The sequence below is a fragment of the Flavobacterium sp. genome (genome assembly GCF_044338735.1).
Lineage (GTDB): Bacteria > Bacteroidota > Bacteroidia > Flavobacteriales > Flavobacteriaceae > Flavobacterium.
In genome coordinates this window covers 1-26,335 of record NZ_JBIIWV010000010.1, presented here as the reverse complement: position 1 = coordinate 26,335, position 26,335 = coordinate 1, and the positions used below count along the sequence as shown (strand labels likewise).

22 protein-coding genes and 1 pseudogene are annotated in these 26,335 nt (G+C 32.9%); 6 read left to right on the top strand and 17 right to left on the bottom strand.

Annotated elements, in window-relative coordinates:
• The 8 genes and pseudogenes from ACIQZC_RS01570 to pyrH all read right to left on the bottom strand — a co-directional run.
• A pseudogene (locus ACIQZC_RS01570) lies at nt 1–223 on the bottom strand (hypothetical protein); the annotation flags it as partial.
• A gap of 1 nt (nt 224) precedes the next feature.
• On the bottom strand, nt 225–1,694 hold the full coding sequence (rpoN, locus tag ACIQZC_RS01565) for an RNA polymerase factor sigma-54 (RefSeq protein ID WP_396137481.1): 1,470 nt from the start codon (nt 1,692–1,694) through the stop codon (nt 225–227).
• A 54-nt stretch (nt 1,695–1,748) separates the two neighbouring features.
• Nucleotides 1,749–2,135 carry a GxxExxY protein gene (locus ACIQZC_RS01560; protein ID WP_396137480.1) on the bottom strand — a complete coding sequence of 129 codons (387 nt, stop codon included), beginning with the start codon at nt 2,133–2,135 and terminating at the stop codon, nt 1,749–1,751.
• Nucleotides 2,136–2,251: 116 nt separating this feature from the next.
• Nucleotides 2,252–3,700 carry an asparagine--tRNA ligase gene (asnS, locus tag ACIQZC_RS01555; protein WP_396137479.1) on the bottom strand — a complete coding sequence of 483 codons (1,449 nt, stop codon included), beginning with the start codon at nt 3,698–3,700 and terminating at the stop codon, nt 2,252–2,254.
• Nucleotides 3,701–3,730: 30 nt separating this feature from the next.
• Nucleotides 3,731–6,202 (bottom strand): RND family transporter, encoded by a 2,472-nt coding sequence (locus ACIQZC_RS01550; protein ID WP_396137478.1) that lies wholly within the window; start codon nt 6,200–6,202, stop codon nt 3,731–3,733.
• Nucleotides 6,203–6,277: 75 nt separating this feature from the next.
• Entirely contained in the window at nt 6,278–8,761 is a 2,484-nt protein-coding gene (locus ACIQZC_RS01545) for a DUF5686 family protein (RefSeq protein ID WP_396137477.1), read from the bottom strand.
• Between the two features lie 68 nt (nt 8,762–8,829).
• Complete coding sequence (frr, locus tag ACIQZC_RS01540) at nt 8,830–9,393, bottom strand: ribosome recycling factor (RefSeq protein ID WP_396137476.1); 564 nt, start codon at nt 9,391–9,393, stop codon at nt 8,830–8,832.
• A 45-nt stretch (nt 9,394–9,438) separates the two neighbouring features.
• A complete protein-coding gene (pyrH, locus tag ACIQZC_RS01535; protein ID WP_396137475.1) occupies nt 9,439–10,146 on the bottom strand; it encodes a UMP kinase in 708 nt (235 codons plus the stop codon).
• Between the two features lie 241 nt (nt 10,147–10,387).
• On the opposite strand from pyrH, the gene ACIQZC_RS01530 reads away from it, so the two are divergent.
• Complete coding sequence (locus ACIQZC_RS01530) at nt 10,388–10,993, top strand: thioredoxin family protein (RefSeq protein WP_396137482.1); 606 nt, start codon at nt 10,388–10,390, stop codon at nt 10,991–10,993.
• 102 nt (nt 10,994–11,095) lie between these two features.
• Here the strand turns inward: ACIQZC_RS01530 and ACIQZC_RS01525 are convergent, their stop codons facing one another.
• The 8 genes from ACIQZC_RS01525 to ACIQZC_RS01490 form a co-directional block, all read right to left on the bottom strand.
• Complete coding sequence (locus ACIQZC_RS01525) at nt 11,096–11,716, bottom strand: YiiX/YebB-like N1pC/P60 family cysteine hydrolase (RefSeq protein WP_396137474.1); 621 nt, start codon at nt 11,714–11,716, stop codon at nt 11,096–11,098.
• On the bottom strand, nt 11,706–12,404 hold the full coding sequence (truB, locus tag ACIQZC_RS01520) for a tRNA pseudouridine(55) synthase TruB (RefSeq protein ID WP_396137473.1): 699 nt from the start codon (nt 12,402–12,404) through the stop codon (nt 11,706–11,708). The genes ACIQZC_RS01525 and truB overlap by 11 nt, the downstream gene beginning before the upstream one ends.
• Nucleotides 12,404–13,189, bottom strand: coding sequence for an undecaprenyl-diphosphate phosphatase (locus ACIQZC_RS01515; protein WP_396137472.1), 786 nt, complete (start codon nt 13,187–13,189; stop codon nt 12,404–12,406). The genes truB and ACIQZC_RS01515 overlap by 1 nt, the downstream gene beginning before the upstream one ends.
• Before the next feature lie 66 nt (nt 13,190–13,255).
• Nucleotides 13,256–13,495, bottom strand: a complete 240-nt coding sequence (locus ACIQZC_RS01510; RefSeq protein ID WP_396137471.1) for a DUF3098 domain-containing protein — start codon at nt 13,493–13,495, stop codon at nt 13,256–13,258.
• A gap of 44 nt (nt 13,496–13,539) precedes the next feature.
• Nucleotides 13,540–14,415, bottom strand: coding sequence for a cell division protein FtsX (locus tag ACIQZC_RS01505; protein WP_396137470.1), 876 nt, complete (start codon nt 14,413–14,415; stop codon nt 13,540–13,542).
• A gap of 126 nt (nt 14,416–14,541) precedes the next feature.
• A complete protein-coding gene (mscL, locus tag ACIQZC_RS01500) occupies nt 14,542–14,931 on the bottom strand; it encodes a large conductance mechanosensitive channel protein MscL (RefSeq protein ID WP_396137469.1) in 390 nt (129 codons plus the stop codon).
• 60 nt (nt 14,932–14,991) lie between these two features.
• Entirely contained in the window at nt 14,992–17,436 is a 2,445-nt protein-coding gene (locus ACIQZC_RS01495; protein ID WP_396137468.1) for a bifunctional UDP-N-acetylmuramoyl-tripeptide:D-alanyl-D-alanine ligase/alanine racemase, read from the bottom strand.
• 1 nt (nt 17,437) lies between these two features.
• Entirely contained in the window at nt 17,438–18,034 is a 597-nt protein-coding gene (locus ACIQZC_RS01490) for a thymidine kinase (protein WP_396137467.1), read from the bottom strand.
• Nucleotides 18,035–18,136: 102 nt separating this feature from the next.
• Between ACIQZC_RS01490 and ACIQZC_RS01485 the strand changes: the two genes are divergently transcribed.
• The 4 genes from ACIQZC_RS01485 (at nt 18,137) to ACIQZC_RS01470 (ending at nt 23,046) form a co-directional block, all read left to right on the top strand.
• Nucleotides 18,137–19,045, top strand: a complete 909-nt coding sequence (locus tag ACIQZC_RS01485; protein ID WP_396137466.1) for a hypothetical protein — start codon at nt 18,137–18,139, stop codon at nt 19,043–19,045.
• Between the two features lie 86 nt (nt 19,046–19,131).
• Nucleotides 19,132–19,803 (top strand): 16S rRNA (cytidine(1402)-2'-O)-methyltransferase, encoded by a 672-nt coding sequence (gene rsmI, locus ACIQZC_RS01480; RefSeq protein ID WP_396137465.1) that lies wholly within the window; start codon nt 19,132–19,134, stop codon nt 19,801–19,803.
• A gap of 176 nt (nt 19,804–19,979) precedes the next feature.
• Nucleotides 19,980–21,674 carry a single-stranded-DNA-specific exonuclease RecJ gene (recJ, locus tag ACIQZC_RS01475; protein WP_396137464.1) on the top strand — a complete coding sequence of 565 codons (1,695 nt, stop codon included), beginning with the start codon at nt 19,980–19,982 and terminating at the stop codon, nt 21,672–21,674.
• 127 nt (nt 21,675–21,801) lie between these two features.
• Nucleotides 21,802–23,046 (top strand): MFS transporter, encoded by a 1,245-nt coding sequence (locus tag ACIQZC_RS01470; RefSeq protein WP_396137463.1) that lies wholly within the window; start codon nt 21,802–21,804, stop codon nt 23,044–23,046.
• Nucleotides 23,047–23,260: 214 nt separating this feature from the next.
• Here ACIQZC_RS01470 and ACIQZC_RS01465 read toward each other — a convergent pair whose 3' ends face one another.
• On the bottom strand, nt 23,261–24,010 hold the full coding sequence (locus tag ACIQZC_RS01465; protein ID WP_396137462.1) for a UDP-2,3-diacylglucosamine diphosphatase: 750 nt from the start codon (nt 24,008–24,010) through the stop codon (nt 23,261–23,263).
• Nucleotides 24,011–24,170: 160 nt separating this feature from the next.
• Between ACIQZC_RS01465 and ACIQZC_RS01460 the strand changes: the two genes are divergently transcribed.
• Nucleotides 24,171–26,335 (top strand): choice-of-anchor J domain-containing protein (locus tag ACIQZC_RS01460; RefSeq protein ID WP_396137461.1); only part of this gene is annotated, 2,165 nt, incomplete at its 3' end.

The following is a 26,335-nucleotide window of genomic DNA, read 5'->3' as shown; positions in this document are numbered from 1 at the left end:
TCGCTTCGGTAAACGAATGCAACATTCCAAGCGAACGCATTAAAAAAAACAAGGATAAGGGCAACAACACTGTTAAAATGGTAACTTGAAGTAAAGTAATGTAAATTTGAGGGTTGTAATAATAACTTTTAGCGATACTAAAGAAAAAAAGCGTTCCGTATAAAGAAATAAAAATAGGATGAAAAATATAAGAAAACACTGGCAAACATTTTTTGAAATCCATGTTATATTTTTTTTCTCAATCGGGCTACAGGAATATCTAATTGTTCTCTGTATTTTGCAATAGTTCTTCGAGCAATTGGGTAACCTCTTTCTTTTAAAATTTCGGCCAATTGATCGTCGGGTAAAGGTTTCTTCTTGTCTTCCTCCGAAATTACTTGTTGTAAAATATTTTTAATTTCGATGGTTGAAACCTCTTCGCCTTGATCATTTGTCATGGATTCGCTAAAGAATTCTTTGATTAGTTTTGTGCCATAAGGTGTGTCTACATACTTGCTATTAGCAACACGAGAAACAGTTGAAATATCTAACCCAACCATATCTGCAATGTCTTTAAGAATCATTGGTCGAAGTTTGGATTCTTCCCCTTCTAAAAAGTATTCATACTGATAATGCATAATAGCATTCATGGTTACAAATAACGTTTCCTGACGTTGTTTGATGGCATCAATAAACCATTTTGCCGAATCTAATTTTTGCTTTATAAACTGAACGGCATCTTTTTGTGAACTTGATTTTTCAGAAGTAACTTTATAACTCTGTAACATTTCTTGGTAATCCTTAGAAACGTGCAATTCTGGTGCATTTCTTCCGTTAAGTAATAATTCTAATTCACCGTCAACAATTCGTATCGTAAAATCGGGAACAATGTGTTCTATCATTTTTTGATTTCCGTCAAAACTTCCTCCTGGTTTTGGATTTAATTTTTCAACCTCATCAATTGCCTTGCGTAATTGTTGTTGAGAAATATCAAATTTTTGCAATAATTTGTCGTAGTGTTTTTTACTAAATGCATCAAATTGTTGTTCAATTACATTAATTGCTAAGTTGATAGAATCGGATGGTGTTTTGTGTTTTAATTGTAACAATAAGCATTCTTGTAAATCGCGTGCTCCCACACCTGCAGGTTCTAGTTCTTGGACTAAATGTAAAATGCGCTCAACACTAGCTTCATCGGTATAAATCCCTTGCGTAAATGCTAGATCATCAACAATATCTTGAGTAGTTCTTCTGATGTAACCCATATCGTCAATGCTTCCTACTAAAAATTCGGCAATATCACGTTCATCATCCCTTAAAATAAAGGTATTTAACTGATTAATTAAATCTTGATGAAAACTAACTGGGGCAGCAAATGGCAAGGATTTATCATCGTCATCATCGCTGTAATTGTTGGTTTGGTATTTATAATCGGGTGTTTCGTCGTTGCTTAAATATTCGTCAATATTGATATCTTGAGTATCGATATGATCGCCATCAAAGTCGTCATAGTCATCCTCATTTGAGTTTACCTCATAATCATCTAAATCATAATCATCCTCTTTAGTATTTTCTTCTAAAGCAGGATTTTCAACCAATTCTTCTTGAAGTCGTTGCTCAAATGCTTGTGTGGGCAATTGAATTAACTTCATCAACTGAATTTGTTGAGGCGATAATTTTTGTGATAATTTGAACTGTAAACTGTGTTTTAACATAATAGGGCACTAATTTTGGCATGAGCCACAAAGACGCTAAGGCGCCGAGTTTTTTTATATTGTATTAATAAATCTTTTTATACCATTTTTAATTAGTGGTACATTAAAATTTATTAAAAATCCCAATTCATTATTAGTCAGTTTTAAGTGACTTATGATTTGAGCATTCCAAACTGGATTTACAATGTCAACTGCTTTAACTTCAATTATAATTGAACTCTCTACAATGATATCTAATCTCAAATATTCTTTAAGAGTTACTCCATCATAAATAATTGGCACTTCAACCTGACGTTTCACTTCAAAACCTGCTTTAGTGATTTCATAAACTAAACAGGTTTCATATACTTTTTCTAATAAACCCGGTCCTAATTCTTTATGAACGTTAAAAGCAGAATTTACTATAATTTTGGCAATTTGTTCTATCTTTTCGTTTGGCATATATAATGTATTTAAAGGCTTTAATAAATGTTTTTGGCGTTTATAGTTCTGTTTTTATAAGGCATGTTTTTAAATCTTCGTGCCTTAGGGTCTTTGTGGCAAAAGAATATTGCTTCTTAGAATTCTGCGTTTTGTGGTGTTCTAGGAAACGGAATTACGTCTCTAATATTGGTCATTCCGGTTACAAAAAGAACCAAACGTTCAAATCCTAATCCAAATCCTGAGTGTACTGCCGAACCAAATCTTCGAGTGTCTAAATACCACCAAAGTTCTTCTTCGTCAATTCCTAAAGCTTTCATTTTTTCGACTAAAACATCATAACGTTCTTCTCTTTGCGAACCACCAACGATTTCCCCAATTCCAGGAAATAAGATATCCATTGCTCTAACGGTTTCTTTACCAGGCTCTGTGTTATCGTTTAGGCGCATGTAAAAAGCTTTAATTTTTGCCGGATAATCAAATAAAATTACAGGACATTTAAAGTGTTTTTCAACTAAGAAACGTTCGTGCTCACTTTGTAGATCAGCACCCCATTCATTAATGATGTATTGGAATTTTTTCTTTTTATTTGGTGTTGAATCTTTTAAAATATCGATAGCTTCAGTATAAGAAACTCGTTTGAAGTTATTATCCAATACAAAGTTTAATTTTTCTAAAAGTGCCATTTCGCTTCTTTCAGCTTGTGGTTTTGCTTTTTCTTCGTCTAATAATCTGCTTTCTAAGAATTTCAAATCATCACCACATTTATCAACGGTATATTTGATGACATATTTGATGAAATCTTCCGCTAAATCCATATTGTCGGCTAAATCATTAAAAGCTACTTCTGGTTCAATCATCCAAAACTCAGCTAAATGACGAGACGTATTTGAATTTTCGGCACGAAACGTTGGTCCGAAGGTATAAATTTGACCTAATGCCATAGCAAAAGTTTCCCCTTCTAATTGTCCAGAAACTGTTAAATTAGTTTGTTTTCCGAAGAAGTCTTCTTTGTAGTTGATGCTTCCGTCTTCGTTTCTTGGAGCAGAACCATCTATTGGCAGCGCAGTTACTTGAAACATTTCACCGGCACCTTCTGCATCAGAACCGGTTATAATTGGTGTATTTACATAGAAAAATCCTTTTTCTTGAAAGTATTGATGCACGGCAAAGGCTAATGTTGAGCGCACGCGCATTACTGATCCAAAAGTATTCGTTCTTACACGCAAATGGGCATTTTCTCTTAAAAATTCTAGCGAATGTTTCTTAGGTTGCATAGGAAATTTTTCTGCATCGCTATCGCCTAGAATTTCTAATTTAGAAACTTGAATTTCAAATTTTTGTCCAGCACCTTTGCTTTCAATCAATTCTCCAGTTACAGAAATTGCTGCACCGGTTGTAATTCTTTTTAAGGTTTCCTCGGCTGTATTTTCAAAATCAACAACACATTGTATATTATGAAGGGTTGAACCATCGTTCAACGCAATAAATTGATTATTTCTAAATGTTCTAACCCAACCTTTTGCTGTTACGTCTTGCAATGTTTTCGAACTGTTTAAAAGGTCTATGATTTTTGAATGTTTCATTTCGATTTATAATTTTAAAATACAAATATACTATTTCTCGTTTGAATTTTCTTCTTCAATATCTTCTTCGAAATCCTCTTCAGAAAATTCTTGAAAATTAATTTTAACTACATCACCTACTTCTTCATCACTTAAGATATTGATCGTTGGTTCAATGAATTCTTGCTGATTAGCTAATTTTTTATTGAGGGTTAAAACCAATGAAGGTAACAAAACTAAATTAGAAAGCATTCCAAACAATAGCGTAATGGAAACTAATCCTCCAAGCGCAATAGTTCCTCCAAAACTTGATAGCATAAATACTGAAAATCCCGAAAATAAAACCACCGAAGTATAAAACATACTTAATCCTGATTCATTGATGGTCGCAAAAACAGATTTTTTTATTTTCCAATTGTTTCGGGTTAATGCTTGACGATATTCTGCTAAAAACCGAATGGTATCATCAACCGAAAGGCCAAATGCAATTCCGAACACTAAAATGGTAGAGGGTTTTAAAGGAATATCAAAATAACCCATGATTCCGGCGGTCATTAATAACGGTAATAAATTAGGCACTAAGGCAACAACAATCATCTTGAAAGAGCGAAACATAAATGCAATTAAAAGAGCTGTGATAAATACAGATAATAGCAAAGATTGTAATAAATTGTCTAGTAAATATTTTGTTCCTTTTTGAAACACAACCGCTTTTCCTGTTATAGAAACTGTATATCTTTCTTTTGGAAAAAGTTCATCAATTTTTGTTTGTAGTTTGGATTCAATTAGTTCTAAATTATTGATGCCGTCGTCTTTAATAAAAGTAGTAATTCGGGTATATTGACCGGTACTATCAACATAACTTTTCATGATATTTTCCTTGCTGTTTTTCATCGAATTTTTAGCAAATGATAAAATAAATGCTTGTTCTTGCGAAGAAGGCAATTCATAAAAATCAGGATTGTTGTTGTAGTATGCTTGTTTGGAGTATTTTACCAAATTTACAATAGAAATAGGTTTCGATAATTCAGGAATGGAGTCAATTGTTTGCTGAAGCTCATCCATTCGTTTCAACGTTGTTAATTTCATGACGCCTTTTTTTCTTTTGGTGTCAATCATAATTTCAATAGGCATTATTCCGTCAAACTCTTTTTCAAAGAATACGATATCTTCATAAAAAGCCGCTTTTTTAGGCATATCTTCGATTAAACTTCCCGATATTCTCATCTTAAAGATTCCAAAAACACCTGAAGCTAATAATGAAATAGCAACGATATAAACGATAGTTCTTTTGCTTTTAATTGTTTTTTGAATCCAATTTAAAAAACTTACGGCATAGCTTCTTTCTAAATGATCTAAATGGCGTTCTTTTGGGATAGACATGTAGCTATAAGCCACAGGAATTACAAAAAGGCATAAGAAAAATAAGGCAATAATATTAATTGAAGTTACTACGCCAAATTCTTTTAGTAATTCATTGTTGGTTACTATAAACGTAGCAAAACCAAACGAAGTGGTAAGATTAGTAATCAACGTAGGCGTTCCTACTTTTGTAATTACACGCACTAATGCTTTGGCTTGATTACCGTGAATCCTACATTCTTGATGGTATTTATTGGTTAGAAAAATGCAGTTTGGAATTCCAATAACGATCATTAATGTTGGCACTAAAGCGGTAAGTACTGTAATTTCATATCGCAATAATCCTAAAAACCCAAACGACCACATAACACCCACAATTACAATGCACATTGAAATTAAAGTGGTTCGGAAAGAACGGAAAAAGAAAAAGAATATCAAAGAGGTTATACCAAGAGCTGCGCCAATAAACAAGCTGATTTCGCTAATAATATATTCCGAATTTAAAGAACGGATATAGGGCATTCCTGAAACATGCAAATCTACTTTGGTTTCCTTTTCAAAAGCTTCAATAGCAGGAATGATTTTTTGTAATACTAAATTTTTTCGTTCCGGAGTATTGACAATTTTTTTATCTAAATAAATACCTGAACGGATAATTCCCGATTTATTATATAACAAGCCTTCGTAAAAAGGCATTTGAGAAAGCAGTTCGTTCTTTTTCTCTTTTAAATAAGCAGCATCGGATGTTTTTGAAGGATCAATTAAAGTAGTTAATTCAAAGGAAGAAAGGCTATCGTTTTTTTGTAATTTCTTTAAATCGTTTAATGAAATAATTAGCTCAACTTCTTTGTTTTTCTTTAATTGAAGCATTAGCTTTCCCCAAGAAGCATAAATTTTTGGTGAAAAAATAAGACTATCCTGTATTCCTATTACGATAAGGTTACCTTCTTCGCCAAATTTTTGCAGGAAGGTATTATATTCAATGTTAGCTTTTTCAGACGCAGGAAGTAAGTTAGCTTCTGTATTAGTAAATTTTATGTACTTCCATTGGGAAGCCATAAAAAGAGTAAAAAGAGCAACTAATACTAATAAACCTATTTTATTTCTTAAAATTTTACTGGCAATAAAATCCCAAAAATTGGTTTTGAACCACTTTAACATCTCATAAAAATTAAGGTGCAAAGGTACGTATTCTAAGTCAATTTATTAGTTTAGTATACCAAATTTAAGTTAAATTTAAAAACCTAAATCAAGGTAATAAGAAATTTTTAAGGCAATATTATCTTCAAAACGGGCTAGTTGATAAGGACCGTATCTATAAAATGCAACTAAACCAAATCCTTTAAACAATTTATTACATTCGATTCCGCTTTCAAAGAAACCTTTTTCCATGGTATTATAGGTAATGCCAAGATGTTGGTTGTTTTTGTTATTTCCACCAAAAGCCATTCGGGTTACCACCGTAATTTCTGGATTAATTTTATAGCCTAATTTAATTTTATTAAAGGTGTGTTTTAGCTGTAAAGAGGCATATTTATTTGAGAAAAACTCATTAAAATACATGGTTTCAAAACTGTTTTTTCCTGCAAAAGTTATTCGTTGTAAAATAGCATCTCGGTTTAAGTTATTGGGTTGAATACTGTACAAATGGGTAATTGGAACATCGCCAATAGCAATTCCTGCTTGAAGTAACACCGCACTTTTTTGACCCGATAAATAAGGCAATTCATAATAGGTTTTAAAATCTATTTTAGAAAAATCGAAATCATTTTCTGCTATTTTTGGTAAGGTCTTGGTGTATTGTATTGAAAATTTTGGATGGCGTTTATCTATTTCAATTTTTCCAACAGGCGTTTTCATGTAATTACTAAACGGATTCCATTGAAAACCTATTTGAAAGGAAGTAATATTATAATTGTTATAGGTTACACCATTATTGACAAATGTATAATCAAATAAGGGAGTAATTTGACTTTGCGAAAGCGCAAAATAACTAGTTGTTTTAGGCAAAAATTTACTTTCAATAAAAACAGAGCTTAATTTGTTATTGTAGAAAGTTGTGATATTGAAAGGGCGAGGGTCATAAATTTTAAATCGTCTTGAATCGGTTGCAAAATTAGTTTGCGCAATTTCATTAATATCATCAGAATAGGAGGCACTTATCCATGTTTCAGATTTTTCATGAATAAGATACGATGGCGTAATGCCAAACTTGGTTTTTTCATCTTTTAGTCCATAAGCGCCATAAAATGCGATTTTATATTTTGCAGAAAGTTTGTTATTGGTTATTCCGCCAATTCCAAATCGGAATCCTTCAAAATTATTATATTTTATAATGCTTCGCAAATCAATATCAATTATTGAAACAGGAAAATATCCGTTAATTATTTTACGACCAAGAAAAATTTTATGTTCTATTTTTTCGGAAAGTGATAAACTATCAATTATTGTATAGGTCTTTATTTTTCGTAGGTCTAAAGTATCTTTTGTGAAAACATTCCAATATTCTGATGGTTTTTTTAAACTGCTTTGTGGCACTTCTATTTTAACTCTTGGCTTTGTGATTGAAACTGGTTGATTAATTTCGATATCATAAGGTTTTGATTCGATATGCAAATACGCTTGATCGGTTGCATTTTTACGTTCGAAGTTTTCTAGCGAAGAACTAAATTTTATGGTGCCGCCTAAAATAGTAATATCGTCATAATTATTCCCTTTTAAGACTTTAAATGATTGTTTTTCTGGAAACCAAATTCCATGTTCAGACAAGTAATTAAAGGTGTAAGTAGCATTGATGTTTACAAAACCATAAATTCGATAATAGGCTTTTGAAATTGCAAATGTTTCGGCATCTATATATAATAAACCTCTTAGTTTATTAGCATTTAATTTTTTAGGTTGAAAATAAATTCGATATGCTTTTCTACCTTGAATAGAAACCGTATCGATTAATTTGTAAGTATATAATCTTCGGCCGTAATTTGAAATGGGATTTTGAACCGGAATTTCCATAATTTCAAACGGATTTTCATATACCGAATAAGATACTAATTTTAGCCCTAAATATTCATAAACTGGTTGATCAAAACCGGCCATTCTTGTGGCTAAAATAGTTTCCTTGGTTTGTTTTTTAGCGAATTGAATGAGTGTAACTTTTTCGGTTTGATACAAATGTTGCTTTTCAACAACTTTTTTAAATTTATAATTGGTTGAATCTAGTTTTATTTGTGGTTTTCCAAATAATTTTTTTTTGAATATAGTGTCAATTTTACTAGAAATACTATCAGGGTTAGCGGTTACTTGCAGGTATTCATAGTTTTTGTATTGAAAACTTGAAAGTGCTTTACTAGGATCATTGTTTTTTTTATTTTCAATAACCTTTTTAATAATATTATTTACTTCAATTTCTGAGTAGATTTCCTTTTTTTTGGCGTTTAAATCATTTACTAGCTTTACTGTGAGAGTGGATGTTTTATTTGAGGCATATATTATTTTTTCATAAAACCCTTTGTAGTTTATTTTAATGGGAAGTTTTTCATCAATAAGTAACACATAAAATTTTCCTTCCCAGTCCGAAGTGATTGTTTCGTTGTTATAAGTTACGGATGCAAAAGCAATAGGAACGGCATTATCAAAATCAATAACTTGCCCTTTGATTTTGGTTTGCGAAATCAAATTAGAAGAAAAAATGAAACACAAAAAAAGCCAAAAATAGTTCATGTATGTTTTTTAAGTAGTTACAAAGATATTTAAAATAAAAAATCCCGAGTGTGAATCGGGATTTAAATTTATACTTTCATGATTTCGGCTTCTTTATCGGCTAAAATTTCGTCTATTTTTTTAATGAATGAATCGGTTAATTTTTGCACGTCGTCTTCCGCTTTTTTACAAATATCTTCTGCGGTTCCTTCTTTTTCTTCTTTTTTAATATCAGAATTAGCGTCTTTTCTATGGTTTCTGATTCCAATTTTTGCATCTTCAGCTTCTGCCTTAGCTTGTTTTACTAAGTCACGTCGTCTTTCTTCCGTTAAGGCAGGAATATTAATGATGATGTTGTCTCCATTATTCATTGGGTTTAACCCTAGATTTGCAATCATAATTGCTTTTTCAATAGGATGTAACATGTTTTTTTCCCAAGGGGTAACGGTTAATGTTCTCGCGTCTGCGGCATTAATATTTGCCACTTGCGAAAGTGCTGTTTGCGATCCATAATAATCTACAAAAACACCGCCAAGCATCTGCGGAGAAGCTTTTCCGGCTCTAATATTTAAAAATTCTTTTTCTAAATGGGCAACTGAACCTACCATAGCTTCTTTTGCACTGTCTAAAATAAAGTTAATTTCTTCTGTCATCTCTCTAAATTTTTACTTCGTACTTCTATTTTTGTACTTCGTATTTTATATTGTTACTGTAGTTCCTATCGTTTCCCCTTTACACACCTTTAATAAATTACCTTCTTTATTCATATCAAAAACAATAATAGGCAACTTATTTTCTTGGCTCAAAGTAAAAGCGGTAGTGTCCATTACGTTCAATCCTTTTGCTAATACCTCTTCAAATGAAATATAATCAAATTTAACAGCATCTACATTTTTTTCTGGATCTGAAGTATATACTCCGTCTACTCGTGTTCCTTTTAAAATTACATCAGCACTTACTTCAATACCTCTCAAAACTGCTGCGGTATCAGTTGTAAAATATGGATTTCCAGTTCCGGCACCAAAAATTACAATTCTACCTTTTTCTAAATGGCGTGTTGCTTTTCTTTTGATATATGGCTCTGCAATGGCTTCTATTTTTAATGCGGTTTGTAAACGAGTTTGCATTCCAGCTTCTTCAAGAGCACCTTGTAATGCCATTCCGTTAATTACGGTTGCCAACATTCCCATGTAATCACCCTGAACTCTGTCCATTCCATTACTCGCTCCAGAAACTCCTCTAAATATGTTTCCACCACCAATAACAATAGCAATTTCTACTCCTTTATCGTGAATTTGTTTGATCTCGGCGGCATACTCAGCTAATCGTTGTGGGTCAATTCCATATTGTCTTTCACCCATTAAAGCTTCGCCACTTAATTTTAGAAGAATTCTTTTGTACTTCATTACTGTTTATTTTAAAGGAGTCTTGCTGTCGCAAGCTCAAGTCGTTATACTGTATAGATTTGTTTTGCAAATATAGTTAATTCGTTTTTTCCTAAAAAAAATGTTGTAACATTTATAAAGACAATTTTTCAAATACTTTAACGGATTTGTTATAAACCATTACAAACAGTAATCCATTTGTAACATTTCTTACATTTAATTTCCAAAAATAGAATTAAATTTGTCAAATAAAGCTAAAATGATGATAAAAACCATTCAAAAAGCATTGCAAAATAGTTTTTCTTATGCCGATTATAGAAAACAAATAGCCCATTTAATTTCAGAGGGTAAATCAACAGGTCATGAACAATCTAAAGATTTGTTACATTATTCTGAATTAAATGAAACCCGAATGAATCGTTTAGAAAAAACAATTGTTGTTTTGCCTGAAATAATAAATAAACTTCAAAGTTTAGATAAAAACTACATCTGGTTGGTTTTAAGTGAAGGTTGGTGTGGCGATGCTGCTCAAATTGTACCTGTGATTCATAAAATGGCCGAAGTAACCGATAAAATTGAGTTGAAAATTGCTTTGCGCGATGATAACGATGCATTAATGCAACATTTTTTAACCAATGGAGGCAAGGCGATTCCTAAACTAATTTTTTTAGATGCAGAAAATTTTCACGTTCTTGCCGATTGGGGACCAAGACCACATGGAGCAAAACAATTGATTATTGATTACAAAGCAACTCATGGTGTAGTAGACGAAACTGCTAAAATTGAATTGCAAAAATGGTATTTACACGATAAAGGCGTTTCGATTCAGCAAGAAATTGTGGAAATGCTTGAGCGTATATTAAATTAATTAATAGGAACGCGGATTAGACAGATAGAACAGATTTTCACAGATTTTTTAAAACTTTGAGAACTTCGTGTCTAACTTTGAGAAACTTTGTGAAACAAAAAATTATTTAATTGTCCCAATAATATTCAACTTATCAGAAGTAGAAATTCCGCCAGGGTTACAACCCAATTGACCCTCTGGAATATCCATATTTAGTTTTTTGTAATAATCTGTCCAAACTTCAAAATAGTCATTTGATTTAGGCGATTTAAAAGTCATTGGAAATAAATCAAACAACGGTTTTTTATAAGAATGCAGAAACGCGTCATAAATTAATTCCGAACAATAATATTTTCCATTGTCGTACAAATAAGCATCATCGTAAGGAACGCCCACTTGTTGCAAAGTAAATTCAATTGCTTCTGGAATGTACTTTCGGTATTTACTTTTTAATCTACCCACAAACATTTCTTCATTAGTGAAGTTTTTAAAGGTTTCATAAGGCGTAATTTGCACTGCTTTTCCGGCTGCTTCAATGATAAATATCGAATCGTTTTTGATGTAAATCATTCCTAAATGACTGAAATCTTTTCCTTGATAGCCTTCGGTAACTTCATTAATAGCTTCACACAATGGTCCGCAGTTCATCGATTGAAATAAAAGATCGCCCGTTTTTAGTTTTATGTTTTGAGAAAAACTAAATTGAAAAACCAATACTATTATAAATAACGTTTTATTTTTCATCAGGAAGAGATTGTTCAAAATCATCGGGTAAAATTGCATTTTCAACTGAATAATCTCCAATTTTTGTTCGACGAAGCGCCGATAAATGTCCGCCCGATTGTAACGCTAATCCAAAATCATAAGCCAAAGAACGAATATAAGTTCCTTTGCTGCATTGTACTCTAAAGTCTACTTCTGGCAATTGAATTCTGGTGATTTCAAATTCGTAAATAGTCGTTTTTCTCGATTGAATTTCGACTTCCTCACCCGCACGAGCATGTTCATACAATCGTTTTCCATCCTTTTTAATGGCTGAAAAAACAGGCGGTTTTTGATCAATTTCACCCAGAAATTTATTGGTAGTTTCTAAAATGAGCTCTTCTGTAATATGTGCTGTTGGAAAAATGGCATCCACTTCGGTTTCTAAATCGTAAGATGGAGTAGTAGCACCTAAAACGATAGTTCCTGTATATTCTTTAATTTGAGTTTGTATTTCGGTAATTTTTTTAGTAAATTTTCCGGTGCAAATAATTAATAAACCGGTTGCTAATGGATCTAATGTTCCAGCGTGACCAATTTTAAATTTCTTTGGTAAATCGTATTTTCGTTTTAAAATATACTTCAATTTATTCACCGCTTGAAAAGAAGACCACGTTAAAGGTTTGTCTATTAACAGCACTTTGCCGTCTAAAATTTCTTCGGCGCTCATTAGATTACTGTTAGTTTTTGTACGAAGAAATGAATTAATAAAATAGCAATTCCGGCGATAATTCGATAATAACCAAAGATTTTAAAGCCATTTTTGGTTAAAAACCCAATGAATGATTTTATAGCGATTAATGCTACGATAAATCCAACTACATTCCCAATAATTAATAAATTAATTTGGTCATCAGTAAGTACAAATCCATCTTTATAATAATCATACGATTTTTTCAATGTAGCGCCTAACATGGTTGGAATCGCTAAGAAAAATGAAAATTCTGCAGCCGTAGTTCTTGATAATTTTTGGGTCATTCCACCTACAATACTGGCGCCGCTTCTTGAAACACCAGGAATCATAGCCAAGCATTGAAATAATCCAATTTTAAAGGCTGTTAGATATGATATTTCTGTTCCTTCTGAATTTCCAAACCATTGGTCTACTTTTAATAATAAAAAACCACCAATAATTAAAGAAATTGCTACTGTGATAGGGTTTTCAAGTAAACCATCAATAAAATCCCCTAATAATAATCCAAAAATTACGGCAGGGATAAAGGCAACAAATAATTTGAAATAAAAATCAAGCGTTTGAAAAAAACGTTTGAAGTATAAAACAATTACTGAAAGTATGGTTCCTAATTGAATTACTATTGTAAAAAGTTTTGTAAAATCGTCTTGAGCAATTCCAAAAAATGAAGAAGCAATAATCATATGTCCTGTTGAAGAAACAGGAAGAAATTCGGTTATTCCTTCAATAATCGCAAGGATAATAGCTTGAAATGTATTCATTTATTTAGTTCTCAGTCTCAGTTCTCAGTCTCAGTTCATATAAAAACTGTGACAGAAAAAGTAAAACTATTTTTTAGGATTTTTTACTATCGAATAAATCGTAATACCAAATCCAATTAGCACAACAGCAGGCGCTAAACGAATGCGTCTAAAACTAAAAATAGCTTCGTTAAACACGTTTGGATCTTCACTTCCACCACCACTCATTAAAATGAATCCCAATGCAATTACAGCTAATCCAACTATTAGAATTTTATAGTTTACTTTATCAAAAAGAAACTCAGGTTTATTATTTTCGTTGTTCATAGTTTTTTATTTTATTCTAAAAATCGCGAATCATTACTCTTGAATTAATACAAATCGTCTGTTTTTAAATTTAAAAAACGTTGAGTAGCAAAATAGGTGCTGATTGAAGTAATGATTGTTCCAATAATCAATACACCAAATACAACAATTCCAATTGAGGTATAATCTTTAGCAATGCCTAAACTTGGGAATAAATTATCAACATACATAACAACGACAAGAAGTCCGATAATTGCTAATGCCGAACCAATTAATCCTAACTTAATACTGGTCCAAATGAATGGTTTTCTAATAAAAGACTTTGTAGCACCCACCATTTGCATGGTTTTTATAGTAAAACGGTGCGAATATACCGAAAGACGCAAGGAACTATTAATTAACAACATAGCAACAACGGTTAAAACACTACTAACTATCAAGATCCAAAAACTTATTTCTTTTACATTATTATTTACTAAATCAACCAACTGTTTGTCGTAAATAATTTCGGTTACCATTTCATTTTTTCGAAAAGTGCGCTCAATTTTTTTGATGCTCTCTCCATTTACATAATCACCTTTTAAATGGATGTCAAAAGAATTTTGAAGCGGATTAAAACCTAAAAACTCCATAAAGTCTTTCCCTACAATATCCACATTGTTTTTTGCAGCACTGTCTTTGTGAACAAAGGCATAATCTTTTATAAATTTTGCATTTTTCAATTCAACATCAAATGAATTTAGAATACTATCGGTGGCTTCATTATTAAAGAAAACAGTCATCGGAATATTCTCTTTAAAATCATCGGATATTTTTTTTGAGTTAATTACAAATAATCCCAAAGTTCCCAATAGAAATAATACCAAAAAGATACTTAAAACGACTGAAAAATAAGATGAAATTAATCTTCGTTTGTTGTAATTTTCAAATGATGATGCCATAAAACTGTATTTAAGTCGTAAAAATAGTAAAGAAATTTTGTTTACAGAGTAAATATCAACAAAGTTTTAACTATGAAACCGAGATTTAATAGAATTTAAGCAGTTTAAAATAAAAAAACACTTCAATTAAGAAATATTTTTGCTCTGTTTTTTTAATAAATCTCTAATTTCAACTAATAGTTGTTCTTGAGTTGGTCCAGCAGGAGTTTCTGAAGCAGGGGCCTCTTTTTTCTTAGCAGCATTCATCCCTTTAATAAATAAAAAAAGCACAAAGGCAACAATCACAAAATTGATTACTGCCGAAAGAAACATTCCATATTTTACACCTCCAAAAGCAGTTAACTCCTCAATTTTTGATAGGTTAGCAGCTTCCAAAGCAGGTTTTAGTAATAATGGAGTAATAACATCTTCAATGAACGAACTTACAATTTTTCCAAAAGCGGCGCCAATAACAACACCAATGGCTAAATCTACAACATTGCCTCGCATGGCAAAAGCTTTGAATTCTTTTAACATAATTAGGGATTTTAGATTAATTTTTTAGTTTTACGAAGATACAAAATATAAAATGGCCGTTTAATTTTTATAGAAAATTCGTTTTACCCGTTGTGAAATACCCGTTAAAATTTCATAAGAAATTGTGCCAGATGTAGTTGCAATTTCAGTAATTTTCGGATTTGTGCCAAAAACGATAACTTCATCGCCTTCAGAGCAATTAATATTAGTAACATCAACCATCATCATGTCCATACAAATAGATCCCAAAATTGTCGCTTTTTGATTATTGATGGTTACAAAACCTTTTTCATTACCCCAAGATCTTCTAATACCATCGGCATAGCCAACAGGAATGGTCGCCACTTTTATTTTTTCAGATACTCGAAATTTTCTACTATAACCGATGCTTTCTTCGGGTAAAACTGCTCTAATTTGAGAAATGATGGTTTTTAAAGTGCTTACATTTTCCAAGCTTTGTAATTCTTGTTCCGAATTTCCAATGCCATATAAACCAATTCCTAATCGCACCATTTCCATTTGCTTATTAGCATAATTGAAAATCCCTGAAGTATTTAAAATATGACGAATTGGCTTTGAAGCAACTACTTTTTCTATCTCGGAATACATCGCATCAAAACGTTGAAACTGTAACTGAGTAAAAGTGTCAAATTGCAAATCATCACTTGCCGCTAAATGCGAAAACACACTTTTCACCTTAACGAAATTGTTGTTTTTTAGTAATGAAATCAATTCGGAAATTAAATGCGCTTCAAATCCTAATCGATGCATTCCGGTATCTAATTTGATATGAATCGGATAATTTGAGATATTTTGTTCTTGGGCTATTTTCAAAAAGGCTTGTAAACCTGTAATCGAATAAATTTCGGGTTCTAAATTATAAGCAATCATCGCTCTAAAACTACTATTTTCTGGATTTAAAACCATAATTGGAGTTGCTATTCCTGCTTTTCGCAATTCAATCCCTTCATCGGCAAAAGCCACGCCTAAATAATCTACTTTATGATGTTCAAGTAATTTTGCAATTTCATAACCACCATTTCCATAGCCAAACGCTTTAACCATCACCATAATTTTAGTTTCAGGTTTTAATTTGGATTTGTAGAAATTCAAGTTGTGACTAATTGCGTCCAGGTTAATTTCTAAAATGGTTTCATGATTTTTTTCTTCTAAAACCACAACAATTTCATTAAAATTAAATCCGCGCGCGCCTTTTACTAAAATGGTTTCATTTTGAAAAGATTGCGTGTTGAATTGTTGTAAAAATTCTTGGGTTGTTGCAAACGAAATCACATTTGGCAAATCGTTTAATTGTGTTCCAATGGTTTCACCAATGGTAATAATTCGCTCGATTTTATTTTTGGAAAGCAGTTGTTTTACTTGGTTATAAAGTGTTTCAATCGCTATTCCATCAGTAAAAATATCAGATAGAATAATTGTTTTTTTATCGTGTAATTTTTGTTGTTCAAAGAAATCCAACGCAATTTTCAACGATGGATAATCGAAAGAATAACTGTCATCAATTACCAAACAATTATTGATGCCTTTTTTTGCTTGAAGTCTTAATTCAATTGGGTATAATTCGGCAACACGATTTTGTATAAAAGCAATTTCTTCGCCTAAAAACAGCATAAAATTCACGCAAGTAATTACATTTTCAATCGAATTTTCATCAGAAAACGGAACAATTACAGTAAAGTTATTGACTTCGTTTTTAAAGGTTAATTTGGTTTTGCCATTTTCACTTTTCTTCGAAACAAAAAGTTGTGCATTTTCATCCGAAAAACTCCAAGTGTGTTTGTTACTATTATCAGGAAGTAACGCTTCTATTTTGTCATTTTTTTCCAAGAAAATATCCGAACAATTCTTAAAAAGCGTTATTTTCTCGTTGATTTTTGCTTCGCGATTTTGAAAACCTTCATCATGCGCCGAACCAATAGTTGTTAAAATACCATACTTAGGTTGAATCATTTGCTCTAAGTTTGACATTTCATTGGGTAACGAAATTCCAGCTTCAAAAATACCTAAATCATAATTTCCTTCAATTCCTAATATAGATAAAGGAACACCAACTTGTGAGTTGTAACTTTTCGGATTTCTAACTATTAAATGTTTTGCACTTAACAAAAAATTCAACCATTCTTTAACGATCGTTTTTCCGTTACTTCCGGTAATTCCTACAAACGGAAAATCGAATTGTTTTCGATACCCAATCGAAGTTTGTTGTAACGCTTTCAACGAATTTTCAACGATAATAAAATTCGCTTTTTCGGATAAATGTTCTGGAATATATTCGACCACAAAATAACGAACACCTTTTGCAATCAACTCATCCAAATACAAATGGGCATCATGATTTTGTCCTTTGATGGCAAAAAACAAGGTGTTATTTCCATTTTGCAACGAACGACTGTCGATCGAAATATGATTTACAGTAAATTCAGCCGAATTTCCATGAAAAACGCCTTTACAAAAAGAAACAATATGGTTTAGTTTGAGGTTCAAATTATTTTTTTTCTTCTTTATGTTCACGAATTGCTTTAAAATAAGCAGCTCTGCTTAGCGGTTCATATTCTTCGGTTTCACCAAGCATTACTAATTTTTCATCAGCAGATTTTCTAAAACTATAATTTGCTAAATTTCCTGTACGAGTACAAACAGCATGTACTTTAGTAACATATTCTGCTGTAGCCATAAGCGCAGGCATTGGTCCGAAAGGGTTCCCTTTAAAATCCATATCTAATCCGGCAACGATTACTCGAATACCGGAATTGGCTAAATCATTACAAACCGCCACAATTTCTTCATCGAAAAACTGAGCTTCGTCAATGCCTACGACATCGCAACCTTGTGCTAAAATTCGAATATTTTCGGCCACAGGAACAGGAGTAGAGCGAATTTCATTTTTATTATGCGAGACCACCATTTCATTGTCATAACGCGTGTCTACAGCCGGTTTAAAGATTTCTACTTTTTGTTTGGCAAACTGAGCGCGTTTTAATCTGCGAATCAACTCTTCTGTTTTACCAGAAAACATAGAACCACAAATTACTTCGATCCAACCAAATTGTTCTTGTTGATTTACTGTATTTTCGAGAAACATTTTGTATCTTTCGTACGTTAAAAAATTATTTTCTGCTACATTTGTAAGCAAAACAAAAATATTAAAAAAGTATCGATATATTCAATTCCATCTAATAAAGTTATGAAGAAAAGAATTTCCGCTGAATTAATCAGTATTGCGCACCGAATTCTAAAGTTAAAAAATCATTCTGATACGCTTCAATTGCAACAAGAAGCAAAAAATTTGTATGATCAATTGACGATTTTACGCTTTTATGAAGAAAATTTCGAATTAGTAAAAAACGAAATTCCTGAAACTGTTTTTGAAGAAATGTTGGAAGGAAAACCTACTGAAATTTTTTCGGCTCCAATTCAAGAAGAGACAGAAGCCAATATAAAAGCGACAACTCCTATTGTAGAAGAAACAATTTCTGACCCAATTATTGAAGAAAAAATAATGGTTGCTGAATTGATTGAAGAAGATAATGAGGACGAAGAAGAAACAATTGCAACAGAACAAAAGCTAGAAGAAACACCAAATCCTATTTCCAAACAAAAAGAAACAGTTGCCAAACAAATTTCGTTTGAAGACATGTTAGTTCATGATTATCAAGAACTTGATTTTGTAAAAGTAGATGATGTTCCAGTTGCTGTAGAACAGGCAAATGAAGCTACTTTTGAAGCTGTATCTCCTGAAATTGCTTCCGAAATGGAGTCAATTAATGAAATTGAGCCAACTTCAATTATTGAAGATAAGGTTGAAAAACCAGCTGAAAAGAAACAAAAAGTAGACAAAACAACATCTTTAAATGATAAATTAAATAAAGGCATCAACATTGGGTTAAATGATCGTATTGCTTTTGAAAAAAAATTATTTGGAGGTAATGCCGAGGATTTCAATAGAGTACTTTCCCAATTAAATACCTTTGATAATTTTCAAGAAGCAGAAAGTTTTATTCATGATTTTGTAAAACCCGATTATAATAATTGGCAAGGAAACGAAGAATATGAAGCGCGTTTCATAGAAATTGTAGAAAATAAATTTAAATAAATACTAATTTATCAAACACAGATTACACAGATTCACACAAGAAAATCAGTGAAAATTTGTGTAATCTGTGTTTTAAATTGTTTTAAATGAGTAAATTATACATAGTTCCTACGCCAATTGGCAATTTAGACGATATGACGTTTCGTGCCATTCGTGTGCTAAAAGATGCCGATTTAATATTAGCCGAAGACACACGTACTAGCGGAAAATTACTAAAACATTTCGAGATTGCTACTCAAATGCACAGTCACCACATGCATAACGAACACAAAACCGTAGAAAATTTAATTGCTCGATTAAAAGGCGGCGAAACGATTGCATTAATTTCCGATGCAGGAACGCCAGCCATTTCTGACCCTGGATTTTTATTAACTCGCGCTTGTGTGGAAAACGGAATTGAAGTCGATTGTTTACCAGGAGCAACCGCATTTGTTCCCGCTTTGGTAAATAGTGGTTTGCCGAATGATAAATTTATTTTCGAAGGCTTTTTACCCGATAAAAAAGGAAGGCAAACGCGTTATTTGGCTTTAGTCGAAGAAACACGTACCATGATTTTATACGTTTCACCACATAAATTACTAAAAACGCTAGCAGAATTTATTCAATATTTTGGTGCGGATAGACCAATTTCTGTTTCCAGAGAAATTTCAAAACTGCACGAAGAAACCATTCGCGGAACTACCGAAGAAGTTTTAAAACACTTTGAAATTAAAGCGCCAAAAGGCGAAATTGTTGTGGTTGTAGGAGGTAAGAAATAGTGTTCAGTTTTTAGTTGGCATTTAATTATTTAGTAGTTATATTTTATCATAAGTTAAAATTTAGTTAGTCTTTACGTCGAAATGACAACTAAAAAATAAAAAAAATATTTATACCTTTGTTATTCTATATTATAAGCCAAAAATCGTAATTCATAATTTTTAATTCATCACAAACCATGCGTTGGACCATCAAATCAAAGCCAGAAAAAGAAAAACTACAAGCCTTACAAAATGCCCTTCAAGTAGATGAAATCATTGCTACTTTATTAGTTCAAAGAGGTATAGAAACCTACGAACAAGCCAAAACATTTTTCCGTCCCACTTTAGAAGACTTGCACAATCCGTATCTCATGAAAGATATGGACAAAGCGGTTTCTCGTATCGAAAAAGCCATTGCAAACAATGAAAATATCTTAGTTTTTGGCGATTATGATGTCGATGGAACAACCGCTGTTTCCTTAGTTTCGAGTTATTTACGAAGTTTTTATCCAAATGTGGCTACGTATATTCCAGATCGATATAACGAAGGTTACGGAATTTCATATCTCGGAATTGATTACGCCGAAGACAACGATGTTTCCTTAATAATCGCACTCGATTGTGGTATTAAATCGATCGACCACGTGAATTATGCGAAAGCAAAAAACATCGATTTCATTATTTGCGACCATCACCGACCTGGCGATATTTTACCCGATGCTATTGCAGTTTTAGATCCAAAACGTTCTGATTGCAGTTATCCTTATGACGAATTATGCGGTTGTGGAGTAGGGTTTAAATTGATTCAAGCGTTAGCCGAAAACAGAAACCAAACGATTGAAGATTTATTGCAATATTTAGATTTGGTTGCTACTGCCATTGCAGCTGATATTGTTCCAATTACGGGTGAAAACCGAGTGTTAGCGAAATTTGGATTAGAAGTGATTAACTCCAATCCTCGACCAGGAATTAAAGCCTTAATTCAAAATGTAAAGAAAAAAGTCTTAACGATAACCGATGTGGTTTTTATAGTGGCGCCAAGAATCAATGCTGCAGGAAGAGTGAAACACGGTAACGAAGCCGTGGCACTTTTAACTGAATACAATTTAGAACAAGCCGAACAATTTGCATCCGAAATTGAGCAACACAATTCGGATAGAAAAGAATTGGACAAACAAATTACCAAAGAAGCGTTACTTCAAATCGAAGAAAATAACGAACAAAACCGATTTTCAACGGTTGTATATCAAGAAAATTGGCACAAAGGCGTCATCGGAATTGTGGCTTCTCGATTGGTTGAAAAGTATTATCGTCCAACGATTGTTTTTACAAAAAGTGGTGAAAAATTAGCAGCTTCGGCACGTTCCGTTAAAGATTTTGATGTGTATAATGCGTTAGAAGCTTGTGCCGAACATTTGGAACAATTTGGAGGACATATGTATGCCGCAGGAATGACGTTAAAAGAAGAAAATTACGAAAAATTCAAAGCAGCTTTTGAAAATGAAGTCAAAAAAACCATTCCTTCTGATTTATTAATTCCAGAAATCTCAGTAGATTTAGAAATGAATTTTTCGGATCTTGATGAAAAATTTATGCGCATTCTAAAACAATTCGAACCTTTCGGACCAGAAAATATGACACCTGTTTTTTTGTCGAAAAATATAATCGATTCAGGTTATGCTAAACCATTGGGTAACGATGCCGAACATTTAAAAGCCTTCGTGAAACAAAATAATTCGCCAAATTTCAACGCGATTGGTTTTGGACTTGGAGATAAAATAGATGTTGTAAAAAACAGAAATCCGTTTGATGCCGTTTATGTTTTAGAAGAAAATGAATGGAACGGAACGGTTAGTTTGCAATTGCAATTGCGTGATGTAAGAGTCAAGTAAATAGTGAAAAGCAGCAAAGTTGCATAGTAACAAAGTTAAAAGTAAAAAGAACCAAGTAAAAGAACCATTAAATAATAAAATCATTGCGACCTTTGCGAGAATCTTCGCGTCTTTGCGGTAAAAAACTATGACAAAAAAAGATCCATTTTCAGCCTTAAAAATTCCAGAATTTCGTTGGTTTATTCTCATGCGATTAGCCATTGTATTGGCTTGGTCTATGCAATTTGTATTGATAGAATGGGAAGTATACAGAATTACTAAAGATCCTTGGTCATTAGGATTAATTGGGCTTATGGAAGTAATTCCGGCTATAGTTATGGCTTTGTTTGCTGGGCACATTGTAGATCAATCCGAAAAAAGAAATATGTTGCTCAAATGTTTTGTAGGTACGGCAACAATAAGTATTTTATTTTGTTATTTGGTTCATCCTGAAACCGCTAAAACCATTGGAAAACAACCTTTTTTATATGCCATTTATGCCTTAGTTTTTTTAGGTGGAATTATTCGTGCGTTTATCATTCCATCTGTTTTTAGTTTGTTAGGATTAATTGTGCCAAAATCACAATTTACCAATGCAGCTACTTGGAGCAGTTCCTCTTGGCAAGTTTCTGCCGTAATTGGACCCGCTTTAGCTGGATTTTTAATTGGTGGAATTGGCGTTTTCAATTCCATGATTTTAGTAACAATTTCTATTTTTTTAGGAATTTTCATGTTGTTACAAATCAGTAAAAAACCCATTTTAAATAAAAAAATTGGCGAACCCGTTACAGAAAGTTTAAAAGCCGGAATTAGATTTGTATTTCAAAATAAAATTATTTTAAACGCGCTTTCGTTAGATATGTTTGCGGTTTTATTTGGCGGTGCCGTAGCCTTATTGCCCATTTTCGCACAAGATATTTTACAAGTAGGTTCAGAAGGTTTCGGAATTTTAAGAGCTGCACCAGCTATTGGTGGATTACTAACCATGCTGGCTTCTACGATGTTTTCAATCGAAAAAAATACAGGTAAAAAATTACTGTTAGCCGTTTTTGGTTTTGGAATTTGTATTATCGTTTTCGGTTTATCCCAAAACTTTTGGATTTCGGTTTTAGCCCTATTTTTAAGCGGTGTTACCGATGGATTTTCAGTAGTAATCCGCTCTACAATTTTGCAAATTTATACCCCAGACGACATGCGCGGAAGAGTTTCGTCTGTAAATTCTATTTTTGTGGGTTCTTCAAACGAATTAGGCGCCTTTGAAAGCGGACTAACTTCTAAATTATTCGGAGTTGTAAACGCGGTAGTTTTTGGTGGTATAATGACGTTATTCGTAGCAGGAGCCACCGCAGTAGCTTCACCAAAATTCAGAGATTTACAAATAGAGAAAGATTAAAAACAGCAATTAAATCGTCTTTTGATATTGCTTCTTGCCATTGAAATTGCCATTGAAATTGTCATTGAATTTTGATATTGATTTTGGCGTTACCACAAGGGTCGGGCTGTGCGCTATATCTCCGATTAGCAAAAACTACAAATAAATTCTTGTTTTTGTCTATCGGAGGATGCCGCTTCCATCCCTAACGCAAATTCGTTTTCAACAGCACTTTTTATTCGTATTTTTTCAATTCAAATGTTTTGCCATCAAAAACACCATAGGTAAAATAGCCAATCCAATCGCCCAAGTTGATGTATTTTGACTGTTCGTTTAAGGTAATTTCCATGGGTAAATGGCGGTGTCCAAAAACAAAAAAATTGTACGGTTTTGTTTCTAATTTACGTTTGCAATATTGCACCAACCATTCGTTTTCTTCGCCTAAAAATTTCACATCTTCTGCTCCAGAAATAAGCTTGTTTTTAACCGATAAGTATTGCGCAAATTTCACGCCAATATCAGGATGCAACCACCGGAACAACCATTTTGAAAACGGATTCGTAAACACTTTTTTCATTCGTTTGTAACCCATATCGCCAGGACCTTTTCCGTCGCCGTGACCTATTAAGAAGGTTTTTCCGTTAAAGGTAAATTCTTGATTATCGTGATAAACAGGAATATTGAGTTCTTTTTCAAAATAATCGCCCATCCATAAATCATGGTTTCCAACAAAAAAATAAATAGGAATTCCGGCGTCTCTCAGTTCAGCTAATTTTCCTAAAACACGAACAAAACCTTTAGGAACAACAGTTTTATATTCGAACCAAAAATCAAATAAATCGCCTAGTAAAAAAATGGCATCAGCGTCTTTTTTAACCTCGTCTAGCCAAGCTACAAATTTTTGTTCTCTAGGAAAACTAATTTCTGAAGTTGGCGCACCAAAATGTTGGTCGGAAGCAAAATATATTTTTGAATTTTCTGTCAAAATTATCTTTTTAGAAAGTTTTTACAAAAATACATAAAATATATTACCTTAAAATATACACTTTATCGAATATTTAATATATTTCATCGATAGATGTTTTGTAAATAAGATAAATTGTTAACTTTGAATATTAATCAAACCTTAAATTTACATTAAAATAATGAAAAAACTATTACTTTTTTTCATGTCATTCTTTTCCCTACTAGGTTATGCACAATTAGCAGAAGGATTTGAAGGAGCTTCATTCCAACCAACAGGTTGGGTAGTTGATAACAATGGAGTAGGAACTGTTGAATCTTGGACAAGAACAAATTTATCTGGATTTGGATGGGTTCATCAAGGATCTTTTTCAGCTATGGTTAACAGGGAAAATGGTGCAACGGGACTCGCTCAAGATTGGTTGATAACTCCTCAAGTTACTGTTCCTACAAATGGACAAATTCGATTTTATTCGCGCTCTGGTTCAAATGGTGAGCAAGGGTCAATATATAGAGTTTTGATTTCTACTACTAATCAAGCTAGAGCATCGTTTACTACAGAGATAGGAAGGTATACCGAGTTGGAAATTCGAAATTTACCTTTTCAACAATTTTTTATTCCGTTAAATGCTTATGCTAATCAACCAGTTTACTTTGCTTTTGTAATGGAGGTAACTGACGGTTGGGGGGATAGATGGTTATTAGATAATGTTAAAGTAGATCAGCAATGTCTTGCTCCTACAGCATTAAATGCTTCTCCGTTAGCTACATCAGCAACTTTATCATGGAATAGCCCTAATCCTGCTGGGCCATGGCAAATTGAATACGGTCCTGCTGGATTTGTTCCGGGATCTGGCACTATCGTTCCTGCAACTACTAATGGTTTTAACTTAACTGGCTTGACCTCATTAACAGGCTACACATTTTATGTAAGAACAATTTGTGATATTGATAATCCGAGTCCTTGGTCAAATAGCGGAAACTTTGCTACTTCTACATTGCCACCTGTTTGTGGAGGAAACTTTGTAGATACTGGTGGTGCAGGAGCGAATTATGCCAATAGTGAAGATTATATTGTAACCATTTGTCCACCTAACCCAGGGGAGTATGTTACAGTTACTTTTACCTCATTTAATACGGAAATAAATTGGGATAAATTATATGTATATGATGGAAATTCAACTGCTTCACCTCAGATTGCAAGTACCAATGGTCCAGGAAATGGAACTGTATTACTTCCTGGAGCATTTTGGGGAACTACCATTCCTGGACCTTTTGAGGCAACTGGGACTTCAGGTTGTTTAACTTTTAGATTTGTTTCGGATGGTTCTTTTAATAGTCCAGGCTGGACTTCAAATATACTTTGTCAGCCATATCCTACTTGTAGAAAACCAACGAATATTACTTCTAACGCTATTTCGCCTACAAGTGTAACGGTGAGCTGGACTAATAATGCGCCAAGTGCTACTCAATGGGAAGTAATTGCTGTTCCAGCTGGTTCTCCCGCTCCAACTGCTGCTATGACGGGTCAAATTTCAACAAATCCAACAACTTATACCTATACGGGACTTACTTCACAAACTACTTATGATTTTTATGTTAGAGCCATTTGTGCAGCAGGAACTGATGTAGGTCCATGGTCAACTGTGCGCTCCACATCAACTACAAATCCTAATTATTGTGCTGGAGACCATTTTTATGATTCAGGTGGTGCAACTGGAAATTATTCAAATAATGAAACCAGAACATGGACAATCTGTCCTACAAATACTGGTGACGTAGTTACGGTTTATTTTAATTCATTTAACTTAGTGAGTAGTATAGGAGATGTATTAACTATACATGATGGGAATTCAACTGCAGCAGCTGTAGTAGGAACTTATTTTGGAACAAATGTTATTTCTTCATACACTGCCACATCAGCTTCAGGATGTTTGACATTTTCTTTTGTATCAAACGGCACACAAAATGCACCAGGATGGGATGCTACAATAGTTTGTGGACCACCTTGCCCATCGATAATTTCAGTATTAAATAGTACTGTTCCCGCAGCGGGACCTCAAAACACAATCCGAATTTGTCAAGGCGATTCTGTACAATTTAATGGAAGTGGAACATTTGCTACAAGTGGCACAGGTGCTACTTATTTATGGAACTTTGATGATGGAACTACAGCAAACGGTCAAAATGTATCACATACGTTTGCAAATGAAGGAATTTATTTAGTTAATCTTATCATTACTGATCCAAACGGATGTAGAAATAATAATAGATTAGAACAAAAAGTCTATGTTTCAACTACACCAAATTTTACTGGAACTCAAGCATCAGATGATGAAATTTGTTT